Annotated in this window: 17 protein-coding genes; 8 read left to right on the top strand and 9 right to left on the bottom strand. The window is 45.9% G+C overall.

From position 1 onward, the window contains the following. Positions 1-90 precede the first annotated feature (90 nt). The 3 genes from CWI76_RS10575 to CWI76_RS10565 all read left to right on the top strand — a co-directional run bounded on the left by CWI76_RS10575 (position 91) and on the right by CWI76_RS10565 (position 4,922). Positions 91-2,166: a S8 family peptidase gene (locus CWI76_RS10575; RefSeq protein ID WP_126760323.1), complete on the top strand. Its 2,076-nt coding sequence runs from the start codon at positions 91-93 to the stop codon at positions 2,164-2,166. A 194-nt stretch (positions 2,167-2,360) separates the two neighbouring features. Next, positions 2,361-3,902 (top strand): S10 family peptidase, encoded by a 1,542-nt coding sequence (locus tag CWI76_RS10570; RefSeq protein WP_241968019.1) that lies wholly within the window; start codon positions 2,361-2,363, stop codon positions 3,900-3,902. Between the two features lie 102 nt (positions 3,903-4,004). Continuing rightward, positions 4,005-4,922, top strand: coding sequence for a tetratricopeptide repeat protein (locus tag CWI76_RS10565; protein WP_126760322.1), 918 nt, complete (start codon positions 4,005-4,007; stop codon positions 4,920-4,922). A 60-nt stretch (positions 4,923-4,982) separates the two neighbouring features. On the opposite strand, the gene CWI76_RS10560 is transcribed toward CWI76_RS10565, so the two are convergent. Then, positions 4,983-7,169: an OsmC domain/YcaO domain-containing protein gene (locus CWI76_RS10560; RefSeq protein WP_126760321.1), complete on the bottom strand. Its 2,187-nt coding sequence runs from the start codon at positions 7,167-7,169 to the stop codon at positions 4,983-4,985. Positions 7,170-7,276: 107 nt separating this feature from the next. On the opposite strand from CWI76_RS10560, the gene CWI76_RS10555 reads away from it, so the two are divergent. Next, positions 7,277-7,489 carry a hypothetical protein gene (locus tag CWI76_RS10555; RefSeq protein ID WP_126760320.1) on the top strand — a complete coding sequence of 71 codons (213 nt, stop codon included), beginning with the start codon at positions 7,277-7,279 and terminating at the stop codon, positions 7,487-7,489. Here the strand turns inward: CWI76_RS10555 and CWI76_RS10550 are convergent. The 4 genes from CWI76_RS10550 to CWI76_RS10535 all read right to left on the bottom strand — a co-directional run bounded on the left by CWI76_RS10550 (position 7,483) and on the right by CWI76_RS10535 (position 10,575). Further along, a complete protein-coding gene (locus tag CWI76_RS10550; protein ID WP_126760319.1) occupies positions 7,483-8,142 on the bottom strand; it encodes a LiaF domain-containing protein in 660 nt (219 codons plus the stop codon). The two genes, CWI76_RS10555 and CWI76_RS10550, sit on opposite strands and share 7 nt — an antisense overlap. Positions 8,143-8,290: 148 nt before the next feature. Continuing rightward, positions 8,291-8,833, bottom strand: coding sequence for a DUF3750 domain-containing protein (locus CWI76_RS10545; RefSeq protein ID WP_126760318.1), 543 nt, complete (start codon positions 8,831-8,833; stop codon positions 8,291-8,293). A gap of 78 nt (positions 8,834-8,911) precedes the next feature. Continuing rightward, a complete protein-coding gene (locus tag CWI76_RS10540; protein WP_126760317.1) occupies positions 8,912-9,913 on the bottom strand; it encodes a c-type cytochrome in 1,002 nt (333 codons plus the stop codon). A gap of 20 nt (positions 9,914-9,933) precedes the next feature. Beyond that, complete coding sequence (locus CWI76_RS10535) at positions 9,934-10,575, bottom strand: c-type cytochrome (RefSeq protein ID WP_126760316.1); 642 nt, start codon at positions 10,573-10,575, stop codon at positions 9,934-9,936. Between the two features lie 103 nt (positions 10,576-10,678). Between CWI76_RS10535 and CWI76_RS10530 the strand changes: the two genes are divergently transcribed. Both CWI76_RS10530 and elbB read left to right on the top strand, forming a co-directional pair. Beyond that, positions 10,679-11,686, top strand: a complete 1,008-nt coding sequence (locus tag CWI76_RS10530) for a hypothetical protein (RefSeq protein WP_126760315.1) — start codon at positions 10,679-10,681, stop codon at positions 11,684-11,686. A gap of 8 nt (positions 11,687-11,694) precedes the next feature. Further along, the gene (elbB, locus tag CWI76_RS10525; protein ID WP_126760314.1) at positions 11,695-12,345 is read left to right on the top strand and encodes an isoprenoid biosynthesis glyoxalase ElbB; all 651 of its coding nucleotides are present in this window, start codon (positions 11,695-11,697) and stop codon (positions 12,343-12,345) included. A 175-nt stretch (positions 12,346-12,520) separates the two neighbouring features. On the opposite strand, the gene CWI76_RS10520 is transcribed toward elbB, so the two are convergent. Further along, complete coding sequence (locus CWI76_RS10520; RefSeq protein WP_126760313.1) at positions 12,521-13,012, bottom strand: Mpo1 family 2-hydroxy fatty acid dioxygenase; 492 nt, start codon at positions 13,010-13,012, stop codon at positions 12,521-12,523. 65 nt (positions 13,013-13,077) lie between these two features. On the opposite strand from CWI76_RS10520, the gene CWI76_RS10515 reads away from it, so the two are divergent. Beyond that, positions 13,078-14,118 (top strand): AI-2E family transporter, encoded by a 1,041-nt coding sequence (locus tag CWI76_RS10515; RefSeq protein ID WP_126760312.1) that lies wholly within the window; start codon positions 13,078-13,080, stop codon positions 14,116-14,118. 23 nt (positions 14,119-14,141) lie between these two features. Here CWI76_RS10515 and cfa read toward each other — a convergent pair whose 3' ends face one another. The 3 genes from cfa to CWI76_RS10500 form a co-directional block, all read right to left on the bottom strand. Further along, positions 14,142-15,251: a cyclopropane fatty acyl phospholipid synthase gene (gene cfa / locus CWI76_RS10510; protein ID WP_126760311.1), complete on the bottom strand. Its 1,110-nt coding sequence runs from the start codon at positions 15,249-15,251 to the stop codon at positions 14,142-14,144. 73 nt (positions 15,252-15,324) lie between these two features. After that, entirely contained in the window at positions 15,325-16,497 is a 1,173-nt protein-coding gene (locus CWI76_RS10505) for an ammonium transporter family protein (protein ID WP_126760310.1), read from the bottom strand. Positions 16,498-16,507: 10 nt separating this feature from the next. Continuing rightward, the gene (locus CWI76_RS10500) at positions 16,508-16,846 is read right to left on the bottom strand and encodes a P-II family nitrogen regulator (protein WP_126760309.1); all 339 of its coding nucleotides are present in this window, start codon (positions 16,844-16,846) and stop codon (positions 16,508-16,510) included. Between the two features lie 323 nt (positions 16,847-17,169). On the opposite strand from CWI76_RS10500, the gene rcsF reads away from it, so the two are divergent. Beyond that, positions 17,170-17,532: an Rcs stress response system protein RcsF gene (rcsF, locus tag CWI76_RS10495; protein WP_126760308.1), complete on the top strand. Its 363-nt coding sequence runs from the start codon at positions 17,170-17,172 to the stop codon at positions 17,530-17,532. Positions 17,533-17,545: the final 13 nt, after the last annotated feature.

The following is a 17,545-nucleotide window of genomic DNA, read 5'->3' as shown; positions in this document are numbered from 1 at the left end:
CACTCCAAATTTAGGGGAAAACCCCTATATCCAAAATTCAGCTCTGGTGTAATTCTGCTCGAGTCAAAAACGATATTTTTGGAGAACAACATGAACAAAAAACTATCATCATTAGGTATTTTGGCTTCTGGGTTACTAATCACTACATCAGTTCAGGCGGATGCGTTACTCGACCCTAAACTGGCACAAGACATCGAAACTAAAGCCGGACCGTACGAAGTTATTGTCTCTTTTGATAAAAATAGCAATATTGATCCAGTTTTGCAGAATCTTGGAATACCTTATCTATCACTTAAAACGATGCCCATGGCAGGTGCTACGGTAACCAAAGGTCAGTTAGAGGCATTAATTAAAAACTCCGCAGTTAGCAGTATCTATGCGAATGCTCCTTTGCAATATAGTAATTATACGTCCGGAGAAATTACGGGTGGTCATTATGTGCATGATTATTACGGTTTAGATGGCCACGGCGTTACCATAGCAGTACTTGATTCTGGCGTCGATGCCACCCACCCAGATCTTGAATTCCAGACTAAGACCATTGAAAACGTTAAAATTTTAGGTGATCTTGATTTATTAGGCGGACGCAATGCATTTATTGAGGGAGTTCCTAATAGCGATACCACCTCAGGTCATGGAACTCACGTTGCCGGTACTGTCGCTGGTAGCGGCATGGTGTCGGTGAATGATGAACGAAGAGCATACTATCATGATGGGATTGCGCCGGGAGCGAGTATCATTGGTCTTGGTGCTGGCGAAGGTCTCTCGATATTGTATGCGCTGTTGGGTTTCGATTATGCCATTGCGAACCAAGACCGACTTGGGATTGATATCATTACTAATAGCTGGGGTGGTGGTGATGGTGCAGAGTTCGATCCAAATAACCCGATTAACAAAGCTTCTTTTGAGGCCTATAGCAAAGGTATGGTCGTTAGTTTTGCAGCATCAAATTCCGGCCCCGACGAAGACACCTTGAATCAATACGCTATAGCTCCTTGGGTAATTAATGTAGCGGCAGGTACGAGTGAAAAGGAACTTGCTGACTTTTCGAGTCGTGGCGTAGCTGGTCATGTATATAAGTTGCCCGACATTACCGCACCCGGTCAAAATATCACTTCGACTCGTGCTCCAAATACCGTGATTGGTGCTATGGGACCAGTGGTTGATCTCGAACATCCTGAGTATGCGGCTTATTATCACACGATAAGTGGCACCTCGATGGCGACTCCATTTGTTGCTGGAGTGGCAGCGCTATTGCTAGAAGTAAACCCAGACCTATCACCTGACCAAATCGAACAAATTCTTAAGGACTCTGCGGAGCCGATGAATTATGCACCACACGAGGTTGGAGCGGGCTATATTGATGTTAAAGCTGCTGTAGATTTGGCGAAGATTACGTCAGGTAACCGTCCGAGCTTCATGAGTGGTAATACCCAGTGGTCTAGCCAAGGGTATTGGGCGCAATTTGATAATAATAATGACGAATTGGTTTACTTAGGTAAATGGCAAACTAAATCGTACGATACAGCGTTTCAGCAATCTGTTGCTGTGGCAAAGAATAATAACGCATCAATCTTTGCAAAAATCCGCGGTGAAAGAGTACGTTTTCACTTCTTAGCAACTAACTCTAATCCTGCTTCGATTGAAGTTATCATGAATGGGCGTTCACTCGGCACTGAAACAATATATGCTGCCAATGCGTCCGAAACATCACCTCAGGAAGTTGTGATTGCGTTTGATGACTTAGGTGAAGGTGTGCATGATTTAGAAGTACGTATTTTAAATAAACATGTCATGTTTGATCGTATAGATGTCGATGGGGATTTATTGGCTCCTGATGTTAGTTTCTCAATCAGTCAGCAGATAAATTCTGGCACTATGGGAGTTTCAGCGGAAAATCTTGAAGTACAGGAGTTTCCTCTAGAAATCACACCAAATGATGTGAGCATTACTTCATCATTGAGTTGGACAGGTGTGGCTGACTTAGATTTTTATCTTGTAAATCCTGACGGGGTTGAAGTGGCTTCTAGTGCTTCTTTGGAAAATCCAGAGGAGCTACAATTTTGGACTGATACCCCTGGAACTTACACCTTGCGCGTTACGGGATACATAAGTATTGCTACACCATTTACAATTACTACTGATATTACGTCGGAAATAAAGTAGATGTGGCGGAAACCGCCGTGCAATTGATAGCTAGTCATGTGAAGCAAAAAGGCGCCTATGGCGCCTTTTCTCTCTGGTACTCGCGGGCCAACCAAACTTTCATTTTGAGAAGGACGAATCGTTCCCATCACACATGGTTTTGTAATTCTTATTTGTGGTAATCTGCTGACAACACTCAGATAGGAAGTAACAACGTGAAACCATTAAAAAACTACTTAGTTTGCTTATCTCTTTTCACAGCAATGATGTTGCCAGCGGCAATCAATGCGCAAGATCCAGAAGCTAAACAAGAGAGTGCAGCAACAGCGCAACCCGTTCCAGAACCGACCAATTTCCGTTCGCAGCATAAAGGTACGTTTAACGGTACGCGGTTAACGTACACGGTGGATGCTGGTGAAACCTATATTCGGAATAACGAAGGCGACCCAACTGCGGCGATTTTCTCATTCGATTATGTGGTGGGAAGCAAACAAAACCGACCGGTCGCGTTTATTTGGAATGGTGGCCCAGGTTCGTCGTCAAACTGGTTACACATGGGCGGCTATGGCCCGAAACGCATTGTGGTTCCAAGTGATGCGGAGCATCCGGGCGCTGCGCCATACACCATGAAAGATGCACCGGAAACCATTCTTGATGTTACCGATATGGTGTTCGTTGACCCGGTAGGCACCGGTTTTTCACGAGCAATTGTCAAGGGTAAGAAAGAAGACTTTTGGGGCTTAACCGAAGATGCGAAGTCAATGGCCGCGTTTATTGCTGAATGGCTAACCAAGAACAATCGTTGGAACTCGCCAGTGTTCTTACTTGGCGAAAGCTTCGGTACGACGCGAGCTGCTGCGGTAGCCAAGGTATTACTCGATGATTACGTGATAAATGTGAACGGTATTGTTTTTGTGTCACAGGCGCTCGATTATCAAGGCTCAACGCCGTATGTGGATGACAACATCATTTCTTATATCACCTATATTCCGACCATGGCCGCGACCGCGTGGTATCACGGCAAGGTTGATAACTCAGGTGATTTTGAAACCTTCATTCAGCAGAGCCGTGACTTTGCATCACAGGAACTGTTACCAGCACTGTTTCAAGGTAACTTACTTAGTTCAGAGGAGCGGGCGCGCTTGGTGAGTCAGCTTCAGCGTTTCACCGGCCTTAGCAAAGAATATATTGAGCAAGTGGATTTACGAATTAACGCGTTCCGTTTTGCGAAGGAATTACGCCGTGACGAAGGCGTTGCCGTCGGTTTACTCGATAGCCGTTATATTAACGATGAGCGCGACGATGTCGCAGCCCGCCCAGAATCTGATGCAGCACGAGCAATTTCGCCAGCGTATAAAGCATCACTCATGCACTACATGCGTAATGATTTGGGGATTGATTGGAATCGGAAATACTTGAATCCGGCCGATCCAGAGCTATCTGGTAAATGGCGCTGGAGCCCGCTGCCTGAAGGGCGCTCATGGGAACCTCATTATGTGAATACGGCACCTGACTTAGCCTTTGTGCTGCGTAGCAACCCAATGCTAAAAGTTATGGTTGGCTCTGGCTATTATGACCTGATCACGCCGTTTTTCGACGCCGAGTACACCTTGAATCGTCATGGCATTGCGAGTGATGACATCATCTATCGTTATTATCACGGCGGTCATATGATGTACGTGCATGAACCTGCGCGCCAAGCATTACTGAAAGATACGCGTGATTTTATTCGCTCGCAGATTGGTAAATCGAATTAAAAAAATGTAACCGCGGAAACAATTGCTTACGACGTCAACCTGTCGTTGAGGTGGTGTAACTGCTAAATTTGAGCTCTCGATAACGTTGTTGTGAGAGCTCAAATGTTTTTCTCTTTAAATAAATCTCTAGTTATTCTCGGTCTCTTAGCTGCCATTGGCACAATTTTGCCAGTGCATGCCGATGCCACACAAAATGTCACCATCTGTCAGCAAGGTGATTGTGGTCGCGACTTGGCAGAGTTGGAACGGTTTGCGCGCAAAGGCAGTGGTGATGCGGCCGCCGTTGTGGCAATGGCATACGCTAGCGGCGATGGTGTCGAACAAGATCTCGAAAAAGCCAAAGAATTTATTGAACAAGGCGCTCGTCGTCGTAATGCGATGGCGATGTTCGTGTTATCGGACTGGCACAGTCGCGGCTTTGTGGTAGAGCAAAGCGACGAAAAGGCACAGCAATGGCTTCAGCGAGCCGTTGATTTAGGCTACGCCCCAGCGCAATACCAACGTGGCATGCAGTTGCTCGCAGCAGCTGACCTAGAGACGCAACAAGAAGGCGTTCAGTTGGTACAAGCCGCAGCTGATACCAACCTCGTAAGCGCAATATATGTGATAGCGCGCTTTAAGCAAACTGGCACATTAATGGAACAAGACTTAACCGCGGCTGGCGCGCTCTATGCTAAGCTCGCGCGTACTGGTCATGCTGATGCCCAAAAGCAGTTACGACGGATCAATCAACAACTCGCACAAGCCGGTATGAATAACACCGAAGAAGCGAAACGTTTGCAAGCGGCTGAAGCGGGTATGGAACGCATAACAGTAACGGCCGATGCCAATCATTTCCGTAGCCAACTGGGTCGCTTGATAGACCAGATTGATGCCTCAGGAAGTTTCGACAACCGTTCGGTAGGGTCGCGTATACAAGGTGTCGGCTGTGCCGATACCGGCAGTGTTTGTGCCGTCAACAAACCTGAGAAAGGTCAGGGCAGCTTACGAGATGTGCTTTCAGGCGGGCAAGGCAACTAATCATAAATGACCAGCGGTACCGTGATGCGCATAGCAACAACGCGTACCGCTGGTAAATTCTTAGCCTTGAGCTTTTGCAGCTCGAGCGGCGTGTAATTTTTTGTAGCTTTCAATTAAACGTAGATGGCGATCAAGTCCCTCTAACTGCGTATTGGTTGGGGTTAAACCTGGGAAGCGCACCGAGCCTTCCACCGCACCTACTACGTCTGCCATCGTTTGCTCACCAAACATACGTTTGAAGTTTGGTAGGTAATCTTCCAATGCCATATCGTCGTCTAATGCAATTTCTAGAACCGCGCTCACCGCACGGTAGAACAAGGTACGTGCAACTGTGTTGTCGTTGTACTGAAGAAAGGCTTCAACTAAATCGTAAGCATCTTCGTGACGGCCTAAGGCAAGATAGATAAGAATCTTGAGCTCAAGAATGGTTAATTGGCCCCACACGGTGTTTTCGTCGAACTCGATACCAATGAGTGTGATGATATCGATGTAGTTGTCCAATTGGCTGTCTTCTAGGCGTTCAACTAGATCTTCAAGCTGTTCGTCAGTAAGACGGTGCAGATTAAGAATATCTTCACGGTAATCGAGCGCTTTGTTGGTATTGTCCCAAACTAAGTCTTCAATTGGATAAACTTCGGAGTAACCTGGTACCAAAATTCGACATACAGGTGCACCAAGCTCAGTATAAACCGCCATGTAAGCCTCAAGCTCCATGCCTTCAAGAATACCAAAAAGATTTTCTGCTTCTTCTTGGTTGGTGCCAGAGAAGTCCCATTCGCAAAACTCATAGTCGCTGCGCGAACTGAAGAATCGCCATGATACGAGACCGGAAGAATCGATAAAATGCTCGACAAAGTTGTTTGGCTCAGTCACGGCCATGCTATTAAAAGTTGGCGGTAAAAAGTCATTCAAACCTTCGAAGCTACGGCCCTGCATCAACTCCGTAAGACTGCGCTCCAGCGCTACATGAAAACTTGGATGCGCACCAAACGAAGCAAACACGCCACCAGTGCGCGGGTTCATTAAGGTGACACAAGCAACTGGGAAGCGTCCGCCTAATGAGGCATCTTTCACAAGTATTGGATACCCTTGTGCCTCGAGTGCTTGAATGGCCTCAACAATATCAGGGTACTTGGCGAGCACCTCGGCCGGCACATCAGGTAACGCAATTTCATGTTCGATAATTTGTTTTTTAACGGCGCGCTCGAAAATCTCCGATAGGCACTGTACTTGTGCCTCTGGCAAGGTATTGCCGGCACTCATACCGTTACTCAAGTAGAGGTTTTCAATTAGGTTCGATGGAAAATAAATAGTTTCGCCATCGGAGTGACGCTGAAACGGTAGCGCGCAAATACCACGATCAGCACGACCGGAGTTGGTATCGATTAAATGAGACCCTTGCAATTCGTTGTCTGGGTTATAAATATCCAAACAATAATCATCCAGTAACCCATCAGGAATGGCGTCATTTTCGGTCAGCGGGAACCACTTTTCATTTGGGTAGTGAACGAAGTCAGCATGCGCAATTTCCTCTCCGAAATACTGGTCGTTATAGAAAAAATTGCAGTTGAGTCGTTCAATAAATTCGCCTAATGCTGAAGCCAATGCCGCTTCTTTGGTTGCGCCTTTGCCGTTGGTAAAGCACATCGGCGAGGCGGCGTCGCGAATATGCAATGACCATACATGTGGCACAATGTTGCGCCATGAAGCGATTTCGATCTTCATGCCAAGATCGGCAAGAATTTGCGTCATATTGGCAATGGTTTGCTCTAGCGGCAAATCTTTGCCTTCAATATAGGTGAGAGAACTGCCTTCTGGCGGCCCCATCAATAGCGCTTGCGCATCTTCATCGAGATTCTCAACCACTTCAATTTGGAACTCGGGGCCGGTTTGTACCACTTTTTTAACTGTACAACGGTCGATAGAACGCAGAATGCCTTGACGGTCTTTCTCAGAAATATCTTCAGGTAACTCGACCTGAATTTTAAATATCTGGTTATAACGATTCTCGGGGTCGACAATATTATTCTGTGATAGACGTATATTGTCCGTCGGAATATTGCGCGAAAGACAGTAAACCTTCACGAAGTACGCCGCGCACATAGCTGATGATGCTAGGAAATAGTCGAACGGACTTGGTGCGGAGCCATCCCCTTTATAACGAATGGGTTGGTCGGTGACGACTGTAAAGTCATCGAACTTGGCTTCAAGACGCAAGTTATCTAAAAAGTTTACTTTGATTTCCATGAGCTCATCTAAACCACAAATTAAGAATTCGTCGGCTATTATCCCGTTTTTAGGTTAAATTGTCTTGGTGAATTCAAACTTTAACCTGCGATAGGGGCAGCGCCAGTATGACCGGATTAAGAGTGACACTTAGCGTGGTTTGTTTGAGCTTGTTGATAAATGGCTGTACATATCGTGGCGCTTACCAAGAAATGCAACGCGAGCAATTACGCCAATGCGTTGAAGAACAAGGCATTCCATACCATGAGTGTCTTGAGCGCACGAACAAATCTTACGATGAGTACATGCGCGAACGACAAGAAGTGATTAATAATCAGTAGGTATTTTTAGAAATACCGAGAGCCTGGCGCATGCTATTCGCAAATGCGACGAATTTTTCCTTCATGGTTTGTTTTACTGAAACTTCGACCGACCCCAAAACGCTGTAGCCCGTAATGGTTATTTGTGGTGCTTGGCGACCGGCCATTGATGGTGCTTTGTTCTCGGATGAGCCAACAATATCGTACATGCGAATGGTGACATTCACACTTTCAGGAACAAAGATTTCGAGGCTACCCAAAACATTCGCTACGTTTACTTCAATGTTTTGATGTTGGAAAATAGCATCAGTGAAGTCAATTTTGGTTGAGCCTAAAACATCAATGACATTAATTTTCTTTGGTACAACCCACTGACCTTCACGAACACTTGAACCCAAAATACTGACAAGCCTGTCATCTTGAGAGGCCTCTCCAGCACCATAATTAGGCGTAAACGAACGCTCTTTTTTGGCGTCGTAACTGGCGTCAGCTTCTAACGGCAGGTCTTCAACTAAGGCCACTAATTGCTGATGAGAATCCGTTGCCATGGCTTCATCAAGTCGGCGTTCAAATGCCTCGGAAGAAATAATCGCGTGGCTATAATTAACGATGAGTTTATCGACGGTTTCTTCGCGAACCTGCTCGATTGGTCGGTCTTCAAGTTTTACTGGCATGGTTGGTTCCTTGTCATGACTTTAATTACTATAGTCAAAAATCATGCAATATCTAGACCAATAATGCTAAATCCTTATTAATCAAAGCGTTAATTGTCAATTAGCCAAGCATTAGTTATCAATTTGACAATTAATTCGTAGAATTCCCTTAATTTTGGTCATTATCCGCATAACCACTACCAATCGCACTGAAGGGCAGATCAAGCCGAAGCTCCGGCACTTGAAGACCTACCCACGCTGGGAATGTATTACTGTTGGGGCCAGGAACGGCTTCATACTCGTTCGCCCACGGATAGCGCTCCGCCGCGTCGATAATCTGAGGAATCAGTTCACCAGCTTTATCGCCAACCATAGATAACACTTTTTCCGGTTTAGCACCGTACCAGTAACGGTCAGGTGTCGCTGTTTTATAGTTGTGTAGCGCTGGCTGGCCACGATTTAAGCGCCAACCCACCACTTCATATACCGTATATTCCTTGGCGTTAGCTGGTTTTACCGCAATCCAGGTGTGTACCGCGAACCAGCCGCGCCAACCAAATGCATCGGCCGCATAAACTTCAATCACCGGTTGGGTTTCAATAGCTGGGCTAGGTGCTATACCTGCAGGTTCGCGAGAGGCAGTTCGCCAATCGCCTGATGAGCAACCAATGAGTAACGCAGTAATCAAAGTAACAACAAGTGTTCTGTACATAGTTGTCTCGTTAGAAAATTAAAAAAGCCTGTGCAGTTTTAACACAGGCTTCTAATACGTCAAAATCGAGCAGTTAGATTACTTGAATGTGCGAGGCTTCAACGCTTCAGGCTTCAAGAAAGGCTTCTCGCCAGTGTTGTCGTGTTGCCCCAAAATTTTCCCGTTAACCTCAGTACCGTAAACCGTTGCGTTATGGAAATTCATGAATTTCTCACGTGTCTCCTTTGCATCACCTGTATAGCGAGGATCTTGCGGACGTTCTTGAGAATTGATAAATAGCGCAACGTCCCAAGCTTCTTGGTCGGTTAAACGACCTGGTTGACCCAGTGGCATATTGTTTTGGATAAATGAGGCGGCAGTGAAGATTCGAGTCATACCTGCGCCCCAGTTATAAGAGCCGTCACCCCAAAGCGGTGGATAGACGATTTCACCCGCAAATTTTTTACCTGCCCCATCTGAGCCATGACAGATCGCACAGTTTGCTTGATAAACCTTCTCGCCATTGGCATATGTCGTTGCTTCAGGTATGTCTTTGCCTAAATGCCCAAAACCGCGACCAGCAATGTTTTTGTCATACATTTTTGCGCCTTTGGCCATGTACTGATGATAAGCCGACAGCGCTAACATGGTGTCACTACCGTATGCAGGAGGTGTGCCGTTCATTGAAAATGAAAAACATCCAGCGATGCGCTCTTCAAGTGAATTCACATGACCATTTTTGCCGCGAAAGTCAGGTAAAGTTGTTGCGGCTGGCCAAATTGGACCGGACCAAGCCATTCGGCCTTCACCCATGTGGCACGATTTACAATTCATATCGTTGAAGACGTACTCGCCACGCAGTTGTTGCGTATTCATAAATAAGTCACGACCCTTCAAAATAACTTTACGTAGTTCTGGGTGAAGGTCTTTGTCGTTTTGAATATCCGCTAGAGTAGGTGCCTTATGCTCATACTGTCCCGGTTTTGGTGTTGGTAGTTTAATTTCCTCCGGTGCTTTAGACTGCGCACCAATTACAGCAACCGAGAAACTCGCGGTAAATAAAGCGGCCATGCCAAATGTGATTTTCGATAACGTTGTCATCAGTCGTCTCCTTGTCTTAACTACTGCGCCGGCTGACTGGCGAGGTATGCTGCAACCGCTTTAATTTGCTCGTCACTCAGGCGCTTAGCAATTGCTTCCATGAGCTGCACTGGGTCAGACGTGCGTTGACCTTGCTGCCACGCTTTTAGCTGTTGTTCAATATAGCTAGCGTGCTGACCGGCAATACGAGGAAAATTCTCATCCACGCCTTGATTGTTTGGACCATGGCAACTGCTGCACGGCGGAATATAGGCATCCCAATTACCGAGTGTTGCAAGCTTCTCGCCGGCTTCGAGAAGTTCAGTTGTCGCTGATGGAGCCGAAGGTTTTGGTACTGAAAGCTGAGAGAAATAAGCGGCAAGGTCGAGTAAGTCTTGCTCTTTAAAGTTATCAATGTTCATGCTCATTACTGGATTCACGCGAGTACCATCTTGATAAGCTTTCATGGTACGGAACAAGTATCCTTCATCGAGTCCAGCTAGCATCGGAAACGCACCTGCTGCATTGCCTTCACCGTTCGCGCCATGACAAGCTAAACATGGCGCACCACTACCATCACCTTGCATGGCGAGTTGCTGTCCGCGCTGAGCATCACTTGCCGCGAACACAGACGGAATGAGAAGTGATGATGCAACAATCATTACAATTGGTTTGAGCTTCATGGCGAATCCTTATTTCCATTAAATTGACGAAGCAGATAATACTTTAGAACATTCTAATATATAATCCATAATAAATGTAAGGAAATATCTTCAAGGAGATGTGATGAAACGAGCTTTCGCCTGTCAATGTGTACTGGTTGCAAGTTTATTATGGGGTATGCCTAGCGTTGCAGTCGCCAATAATACAAAGCTTTCGAGCCAAATTTTTGTTAACTTCAGTAATCTCCAAATCGATGACCACCAAGCTGCTACAGAAGGGTGGCAGCCTGATTTAAAACGCTTCTATCTTGATCTCGATCACGGCTGGAGTGATCAGTGGAAGTTAAAAGTCACAACCGATGTGCAATGGCATCGCCAGCAAGATCCAACCGACGTTTGGTTTCGCCATGCTTATATCGCTTATCAAATGGACAAACACAATCAGTTTAAATTGGGTGTTGCCGAACTGCCGTGGATAGATTATGCAGCTCGCCGCGTTGGTTATCGTTATATCGATCCGAGCCTAAACCCAAAGAATAAACTAGCCGCACCAACTGATCTTGGGCTTCACTATGGCTTCACTAATCAAGATTTTTCTTTTGCGGTTTCCGCAATTACTGGTGGTGGTTTTCAAAAACCTCGAGTTGGTGATCAAGTCGATATTGAGCTGGCTGCTGTATGGCATATCTCGAATGCGATTGACCTTGCAACAGGCTGGTATGAAGGCACACGAACTCAAGATAAAGATGAGAACCCCAAGTATCATGTCGCTCAACGTTGGAATATTGCACTAAGCTACCAATTAAAAGGCACGCGAGTTGGCATTGAATACGCTTACAATGATAATTGGATGCAAGTGAACAAAATGGCAGAAGATGCCAGCGATGGCTGGAGTATCTGGGCGAGTAACCGCTTACTGCCAGACTACTCAGTATTTGTGCGCTATGATTGGGTACATCCAAGTCGTCGTTTAAGTCCTGACCTAGAACGTGACTACTTTCAAGTTGGTTTAGACTGGAATGCGACCGACTTCCTAACAATTGCCTTCGTTGCAAAACAAAGTCACGTTGATAGTCTTGTGATTGAGCAAGAGCAAAACGAAATTGGCATTTGGACGATGTGGAATTTCTAGGAGGAATCATGAAAAAAGTTGCGGTTATTTTATCCGGTAGTGGTGTCTACGACGGTGCCGAAATCAATGAAGCAGTATTAACGTTATTGCATCTTTCAAAAGCTGGCGCGAGTTATCAATGTTTTGCGCCAAATGTTGAGCAACACCATGTTATCAACCACCTTACCGGTGAGGTGAGTAATGAATCGAGAAATACGCTGGTTGAAGCTGCGCGTATTGCTCGTGGTGAAATTAAACCGCTAGCGGAACTCAATGCTGCTGATTTTGATGCATTGATTTTACCGGGTGGCTTTGGCGCCGCAAAAAACTTGTGTGATTTTGCTGTGAATGGCGCAAGCGCTAAGTTGAATAATGACGTGAAAGTTGCTTGCTCAGCGTTTAAAGATGCAAATAAACCGGCTGGTTACATGTGTATCGCGCCAGTGATGGTGCCTATGATTTATGGCAAGGGCGTACGCGTCACTGTCGGCAATGATGCAGAAACTGCGGCAGCCATTGAAAAACTTGGTGGTGAGCATGTCGATTGCGCAGTTGATGACATTGTTGTCGACGAGAATCATCGCGTGGTTACTACACCTGCCTACATGTTAGCTAAATCGTTAGATGCCGCAGAGAAAGGTATCAGCAAGCTGGTAGAGCGCGTACTCGCGATGGTTTAACCGGCGCCGAGCAATAAGCTGCCGGTAACTAAAAGTAAGTTAAATAGTAATGGCAGCGCCATTAAAAAGAATAAAGTTAATTTAATTTTTGCTCGTCGCATGAAGACACCCCCACAAACTTAATAAGCATATTAGTGAGAATGGTTCTCATTTGCAAGTTTGTGAGGGTGTTTTCTTATTTAAATTTTGCTTCGATGGCTTGATGCAATTTCTTTTTACCCCCGAGCATGAACACAACTTCGGAAACGACAAATAATGGACCGATAGCGAGACCCATGATGTCATCAACAAAAGCGGGTTTGCGACCTTCGAAATAGTGACCGATAAATTGAAAGATCCAGCCGACCACAAATAGTCCGATACCCCAGCTAAGCCAAACAGCGGTTTCGAACATCGCGACATGGCTACCAAGCCACACCGCCAATCCGAGTAACAGGGTCATTAAGATACCTAAGACCAAGTCAAGTTTGAGGTAAAACAATGCGGCAATTGCGCTCACAATAATTGCCGGTGAGAGCATAAATTCTGCAACAAACCAAGTCGGTCGTGATAATAGAATTTCAATCGCAATCACTATAAGAGGAATGCCCACGAGGTGGGTCATAATATTTCGGCGGTCGCGATGATATGCGGCGTATCCAGCTAAATGTTCTGTAATTGTTTTCATGGCTTGCTCACCTATTGTTTTATTGCCAATATTAACCTGATTCTAATAAAGAACAAGGACAACCCATGCGGGAACAACTCGAACGTCGTGCTTTTCTAATTCTACTGGCAGCGGTGACCATTGCTTTTGGTTTTATACTTGAGCCATTTTGGTCAGCTATTTTTTGGGCCTGTGCGGTTTCGGTTATCTTTTTTCCGCTGCAACAATTGCTACAGCGGAAGTGGGGGGAACACCCTAATCTGAATGCATTGATTACACTGCTCGTGTGTATGCTGGTGGTTGTAATTCCAGTCATGTTTATCGCTACAGCATTTGTACAAGAAGGCATTCAGTTTTATCAACGTCTCGATTCTGGTGACATTGATCCGCGCGCAATGTTAATAAAATTGCGCGACGCGTTTCCTATCGTCGATCAGCTTCTTCAGGAGTTTGGCGTCAATCCCAACGATATTCGTGAGCAAGTGATAAGCGCCGTGCAGGGTGCTTCAAAGTTTTTAGCCAGAGAAACACTGACCATTGGCCAGAATACGTTTGGCTTTTTAGTGAGCCTCGCCTTGATGATGTATCTCACATTTTTCCTGTTGCGTGATGGTTCACACTTGCGTGATTTACTGATTAAGGCGCTTCCTATCGGCGATGAACGAGAACATGCGTTGTTTAAAAAATTTGTTGAAGTGACTCGAGCGACAGTGAAAGGCAACTTGGTTGTCGCGATTGTGCAAGGCGCGCTGGGTGGCTTTATTTTCTGGATATTAGATATTCCAGCCCCGTTATTGTGGGGTGTGATTATGGCATTTTTGTCGCTGATTCCAGCTGTTGGCGCGGCACTGGTTTGGTTTCCTGCGGGGCTTTATTTGTACGCAACTGGAGAATGGATTAGCGCAACGATCTTAATGGCTTACGGAGCTATCATTATTGGCTTAGCAGATAATGTATTGCGTCCAATCTTAGTGGGGCGAGATACGAAGCTACCTGATTACATTGTGCTGTTCTCGACAATTGGCGGTATTTCCCTTTTTGGAATTAACGGATTTGTAATTGGACCTCTAGTAGCCGCACTGTTCATGGCGGTCTGGCAAATATTTATGACCGACTTTAATCATTAACAAAACGAGTCAACCTCGTGCGCTTATGGACGTCGATAACCACCAATCAGATTGGGTTTGCTAAACACCCATTGCCAAACCTGTAAGTCGCGGGCGCGAAAAGCGCCTGCGCAAGACAACAAATAGTATCGCCACATGCGATAAAATGTGTTGTCGTAATGTTCGCTGAGATCTGGCCAAGCGCGTTCGAAGTTTTCGTGCCAGGCCATCAAAGTGGGGTCGTAGTCAGCGCCGAAATTATGGATGTCCTCGGCACAGAGAAGATCGCGAGAGGCAGTGTCGATGTGACTTAAGCACGGTAGCTCGCCATTCGGGAAAATATACTTAGCTATCCAAGGATCAGTGCCACGCACATCGCGATTACGGCCAATAGTGTGCAATAAAAATAGGCCGCTAGGTTGAAGGCAATTTGCTACAACCTCCATGTAGCGGCGATAGTTTTTGTGGCCAACATGCTCAAACATTCCTAGGCTAACAATGGCGTCAAACGATTCGTTGAGCGTGCGATAGTCCTGCAATCGAAACTCTATCGGCAAATTCTCACAAAGTTGCTTGCCAAGTGCTACTTGCTCCTTAGAAACTGTTACTCCAACACATTCAACGCCGTAATTCTCAGCGGCATATTTCATGAAGCTACCCCAGCCACAGCCAATATCGAGAATGCGCATGCCTGGCTTTAATTGTAGCTTTTTACATACCAGCTCGAGCTTATCAATTTGCGCTTGCTCGAGAGATTGCGCATGTTCCCAATAGCCACATGTATAAACCATGCGTTTATCTAACATGGCTTGGTACAACGTGTTACCAAGATCATAATGATGCTGACCAACCAACCATGAGCGTTGGGGGGATTGTAAGTTCAGTATTCGGTTTTTGAGGTAGTGCCAAATAAGCCGGGAGGGTCGAACGTGATCGTGTACACGTTTCGCTAATAGCCGGCAAAAAAATACATCAAGTTGTTCGCACTCCCAATCTCCCGCCATGTAGGCTTCACCAAGGGCGAGATTGCCACGAGCGAGTACATCACTTAAAAATGTCGGATTGCGTAATTGCATGTCCCACGGCCGATTTCCATTAATTTGAATATCGGCCGGGGCTAACAACTCACTAATAAAACTTTGTGCGTTCGCCATGCTACCTCCAGTAACACGATTTATGCACAAGTGTAGTCAAGATCACTGCTTTTGCACGATGGACGGCGTAGCCTTAGCGAGACTTGGATGCGACAAATTCTGGATAGGCTTCAACGCCGCATTCAGAAATATCAGCGCCGATATATTCATGCTCCATTTCGAGACGAATACCGAATGCTCGCGCCAACAACCACCACAACACTAAACTAGTAATAAACACCCAGAGAAAAATAATAACGGCGCCAAGTAACTGAATAGATAAGGTTGCGGTTGCGGATGTAAAACTTGCACATAGCAGGCCATAAAGTCCCGCTATGCCATGAACAGAAATGGCACCTACTGGATCATCAATCTTTAAACGATCGAGCAACACAATGGATATAACCACAATGGCTCCAGCGCCGCCCCCAATCAGTACAGAGCTTATTGTGGTTGCCGCTGCTGGTTCTGCAGTAATGGCAACAAGCCCTGCCAGAACGCCGTTCAATATCATGGTGAGGTCGGCTTTGCGCCAAACTAGACGAGTAATAATGAAGGCACAAACGGCTCCTGAAGCAGCCGACAAATTGGTGTTGAGAAAGATGTTGGCAACAGTGTCTGCATTCTCGGCATTATGAATACTCAGGAGTGAGCCACCATTAAAACCGAGCCAGCCAAACCAAAGAATAAGCGTGCCGAGTGCTGCCAGCGGCATATTGGCGCCGGGAATTGGGTAAATAGCGCCACTATGACCATATTTACCTTTGCGAGGTCCGAGAATAATTACCCCGGCGAGGGCCGCCGATGCGCCTGCCATGTGCACCACACCTGAACCGGCGAAATCGGTAAATCCCATGGCGTTTAAAAATCCACCGCCCCAAGTCCAGTTGCCAACAAGCGGATAAATGATACTTGTCAGAACCACGGTGAAAACCAGAAACATAGATAATTTCATTCGCTCAGCGACAGCACCAGATACTATTGACATAGCCGTTGCAACAAACACCATTTGAAAAAACAAGAAGGCATTAGAGGAATAGTCGGTAGTTTCAGCTTGACCATACATTAGGTGATAACCAATGAATAAGTAACAAAGGCACGCAAGCGCGTACAGTAAGATATTTTTAACGAGTATTTCGGTCGTATTCTTGGTGCGGACGAGTCCAGCTTCCAGCATAGAAAATCCTGCTGCCATCCACATGACTAGCGCCGCACTTAGTAAAATAAATAATGTATCTAAAGCATAACCCAATTCGGTAATTGTCATTTCTAACTCCTTATATCGCGAATTGATCAACTTCACCGGTACGAATTCGAATTACCGTTGAAAGTGGTGTTACGAAGATTTTTCCGTCGCCGGTATTGCCGGTATGGGCGGCATCACGGATAGCATCAATTGCCGCTTCTCGTTGTTCATCGGTAACAGCAATATCAATGCGTATTTTGGGAAGGAAATCGATGCGGTACTCGGCACCTCGATAAAGTTCGGTATGGCCTTTTTGACGACCGAAGCCACGAACTTCGGTGATGGTCATGCCCTGACAGCCAATTTGCTCTAGTGCTTCACGCACATCATTGAGCTTGGCTGGTTTAATTATGGCGATAACTAGTTGCATGGTTGCTCCTTGATCGAAAGATGACCTGATTTGGTCGTTAGTAGTCTGTTGGTCAACGTCTCTTTAAAAATAAGCAAATGCCATGCCAAGAAATTCGTTAATTAAGACGTTAAAATCAGTGAAAATGCAGGATTTTTGCACTACATTGGTGCAGTTTTCTATCAGTAGGCTAAATCTTGCACTGTTAGTAGGCATTGAGCCGCGATGACTTGGGGGGAAGCACTGACGCATGCGGTTTATGCGGGGATAACATATAATGATTGAATCTTTACAAGAGGCTGTAAGCTCCGTAATGTTAAGCAAAAGAAAACAAAGGTATCGTTATGAAATCTCTATCCTTAGTCGCAGTCCTGTTTATTATCGCTGGTTGTGCGACAAATCAGTCACCAGTGAATGAAGTGGATATTGCTGCGGCAGAAACGGTGGAGTTTATGCGTCCCTATGAGCTGTCCCGTAACGATGTAAGCTTTGTCAGTTTGGGTCGAGTGCAAGGCGAATCATGCCAAGCCAATGTATTCTCGAACAAGCCAACCCAACAAGAAGCATTATTGCGCATGAAAGTCGCTGCGGCAGAGCTCGGCGCAAATCGTTTGATTCTACGTCGCTGCCAACAAGACCAAACCGATGAGTGCCGTGCTCGCTGGATTTGCACTGGTGACGCACATCAATCACAGCCGTTACATTAAGTGAATTATTGTA

The organism is Pseudidiomarina marina (genome assembly GCF_003987045.1).
Lineage (GTDB): Bacteria > Pseudomonadota > Gammaproteobacteria > Enterobacterales > Alteromonadaceae > Pseudidiomarina > Pseudidiomarina marina.
Note: the sequence above shows the minus strand (reverse complement) of the source record. Positions and strands in the feature narration are given on the sequence as shown.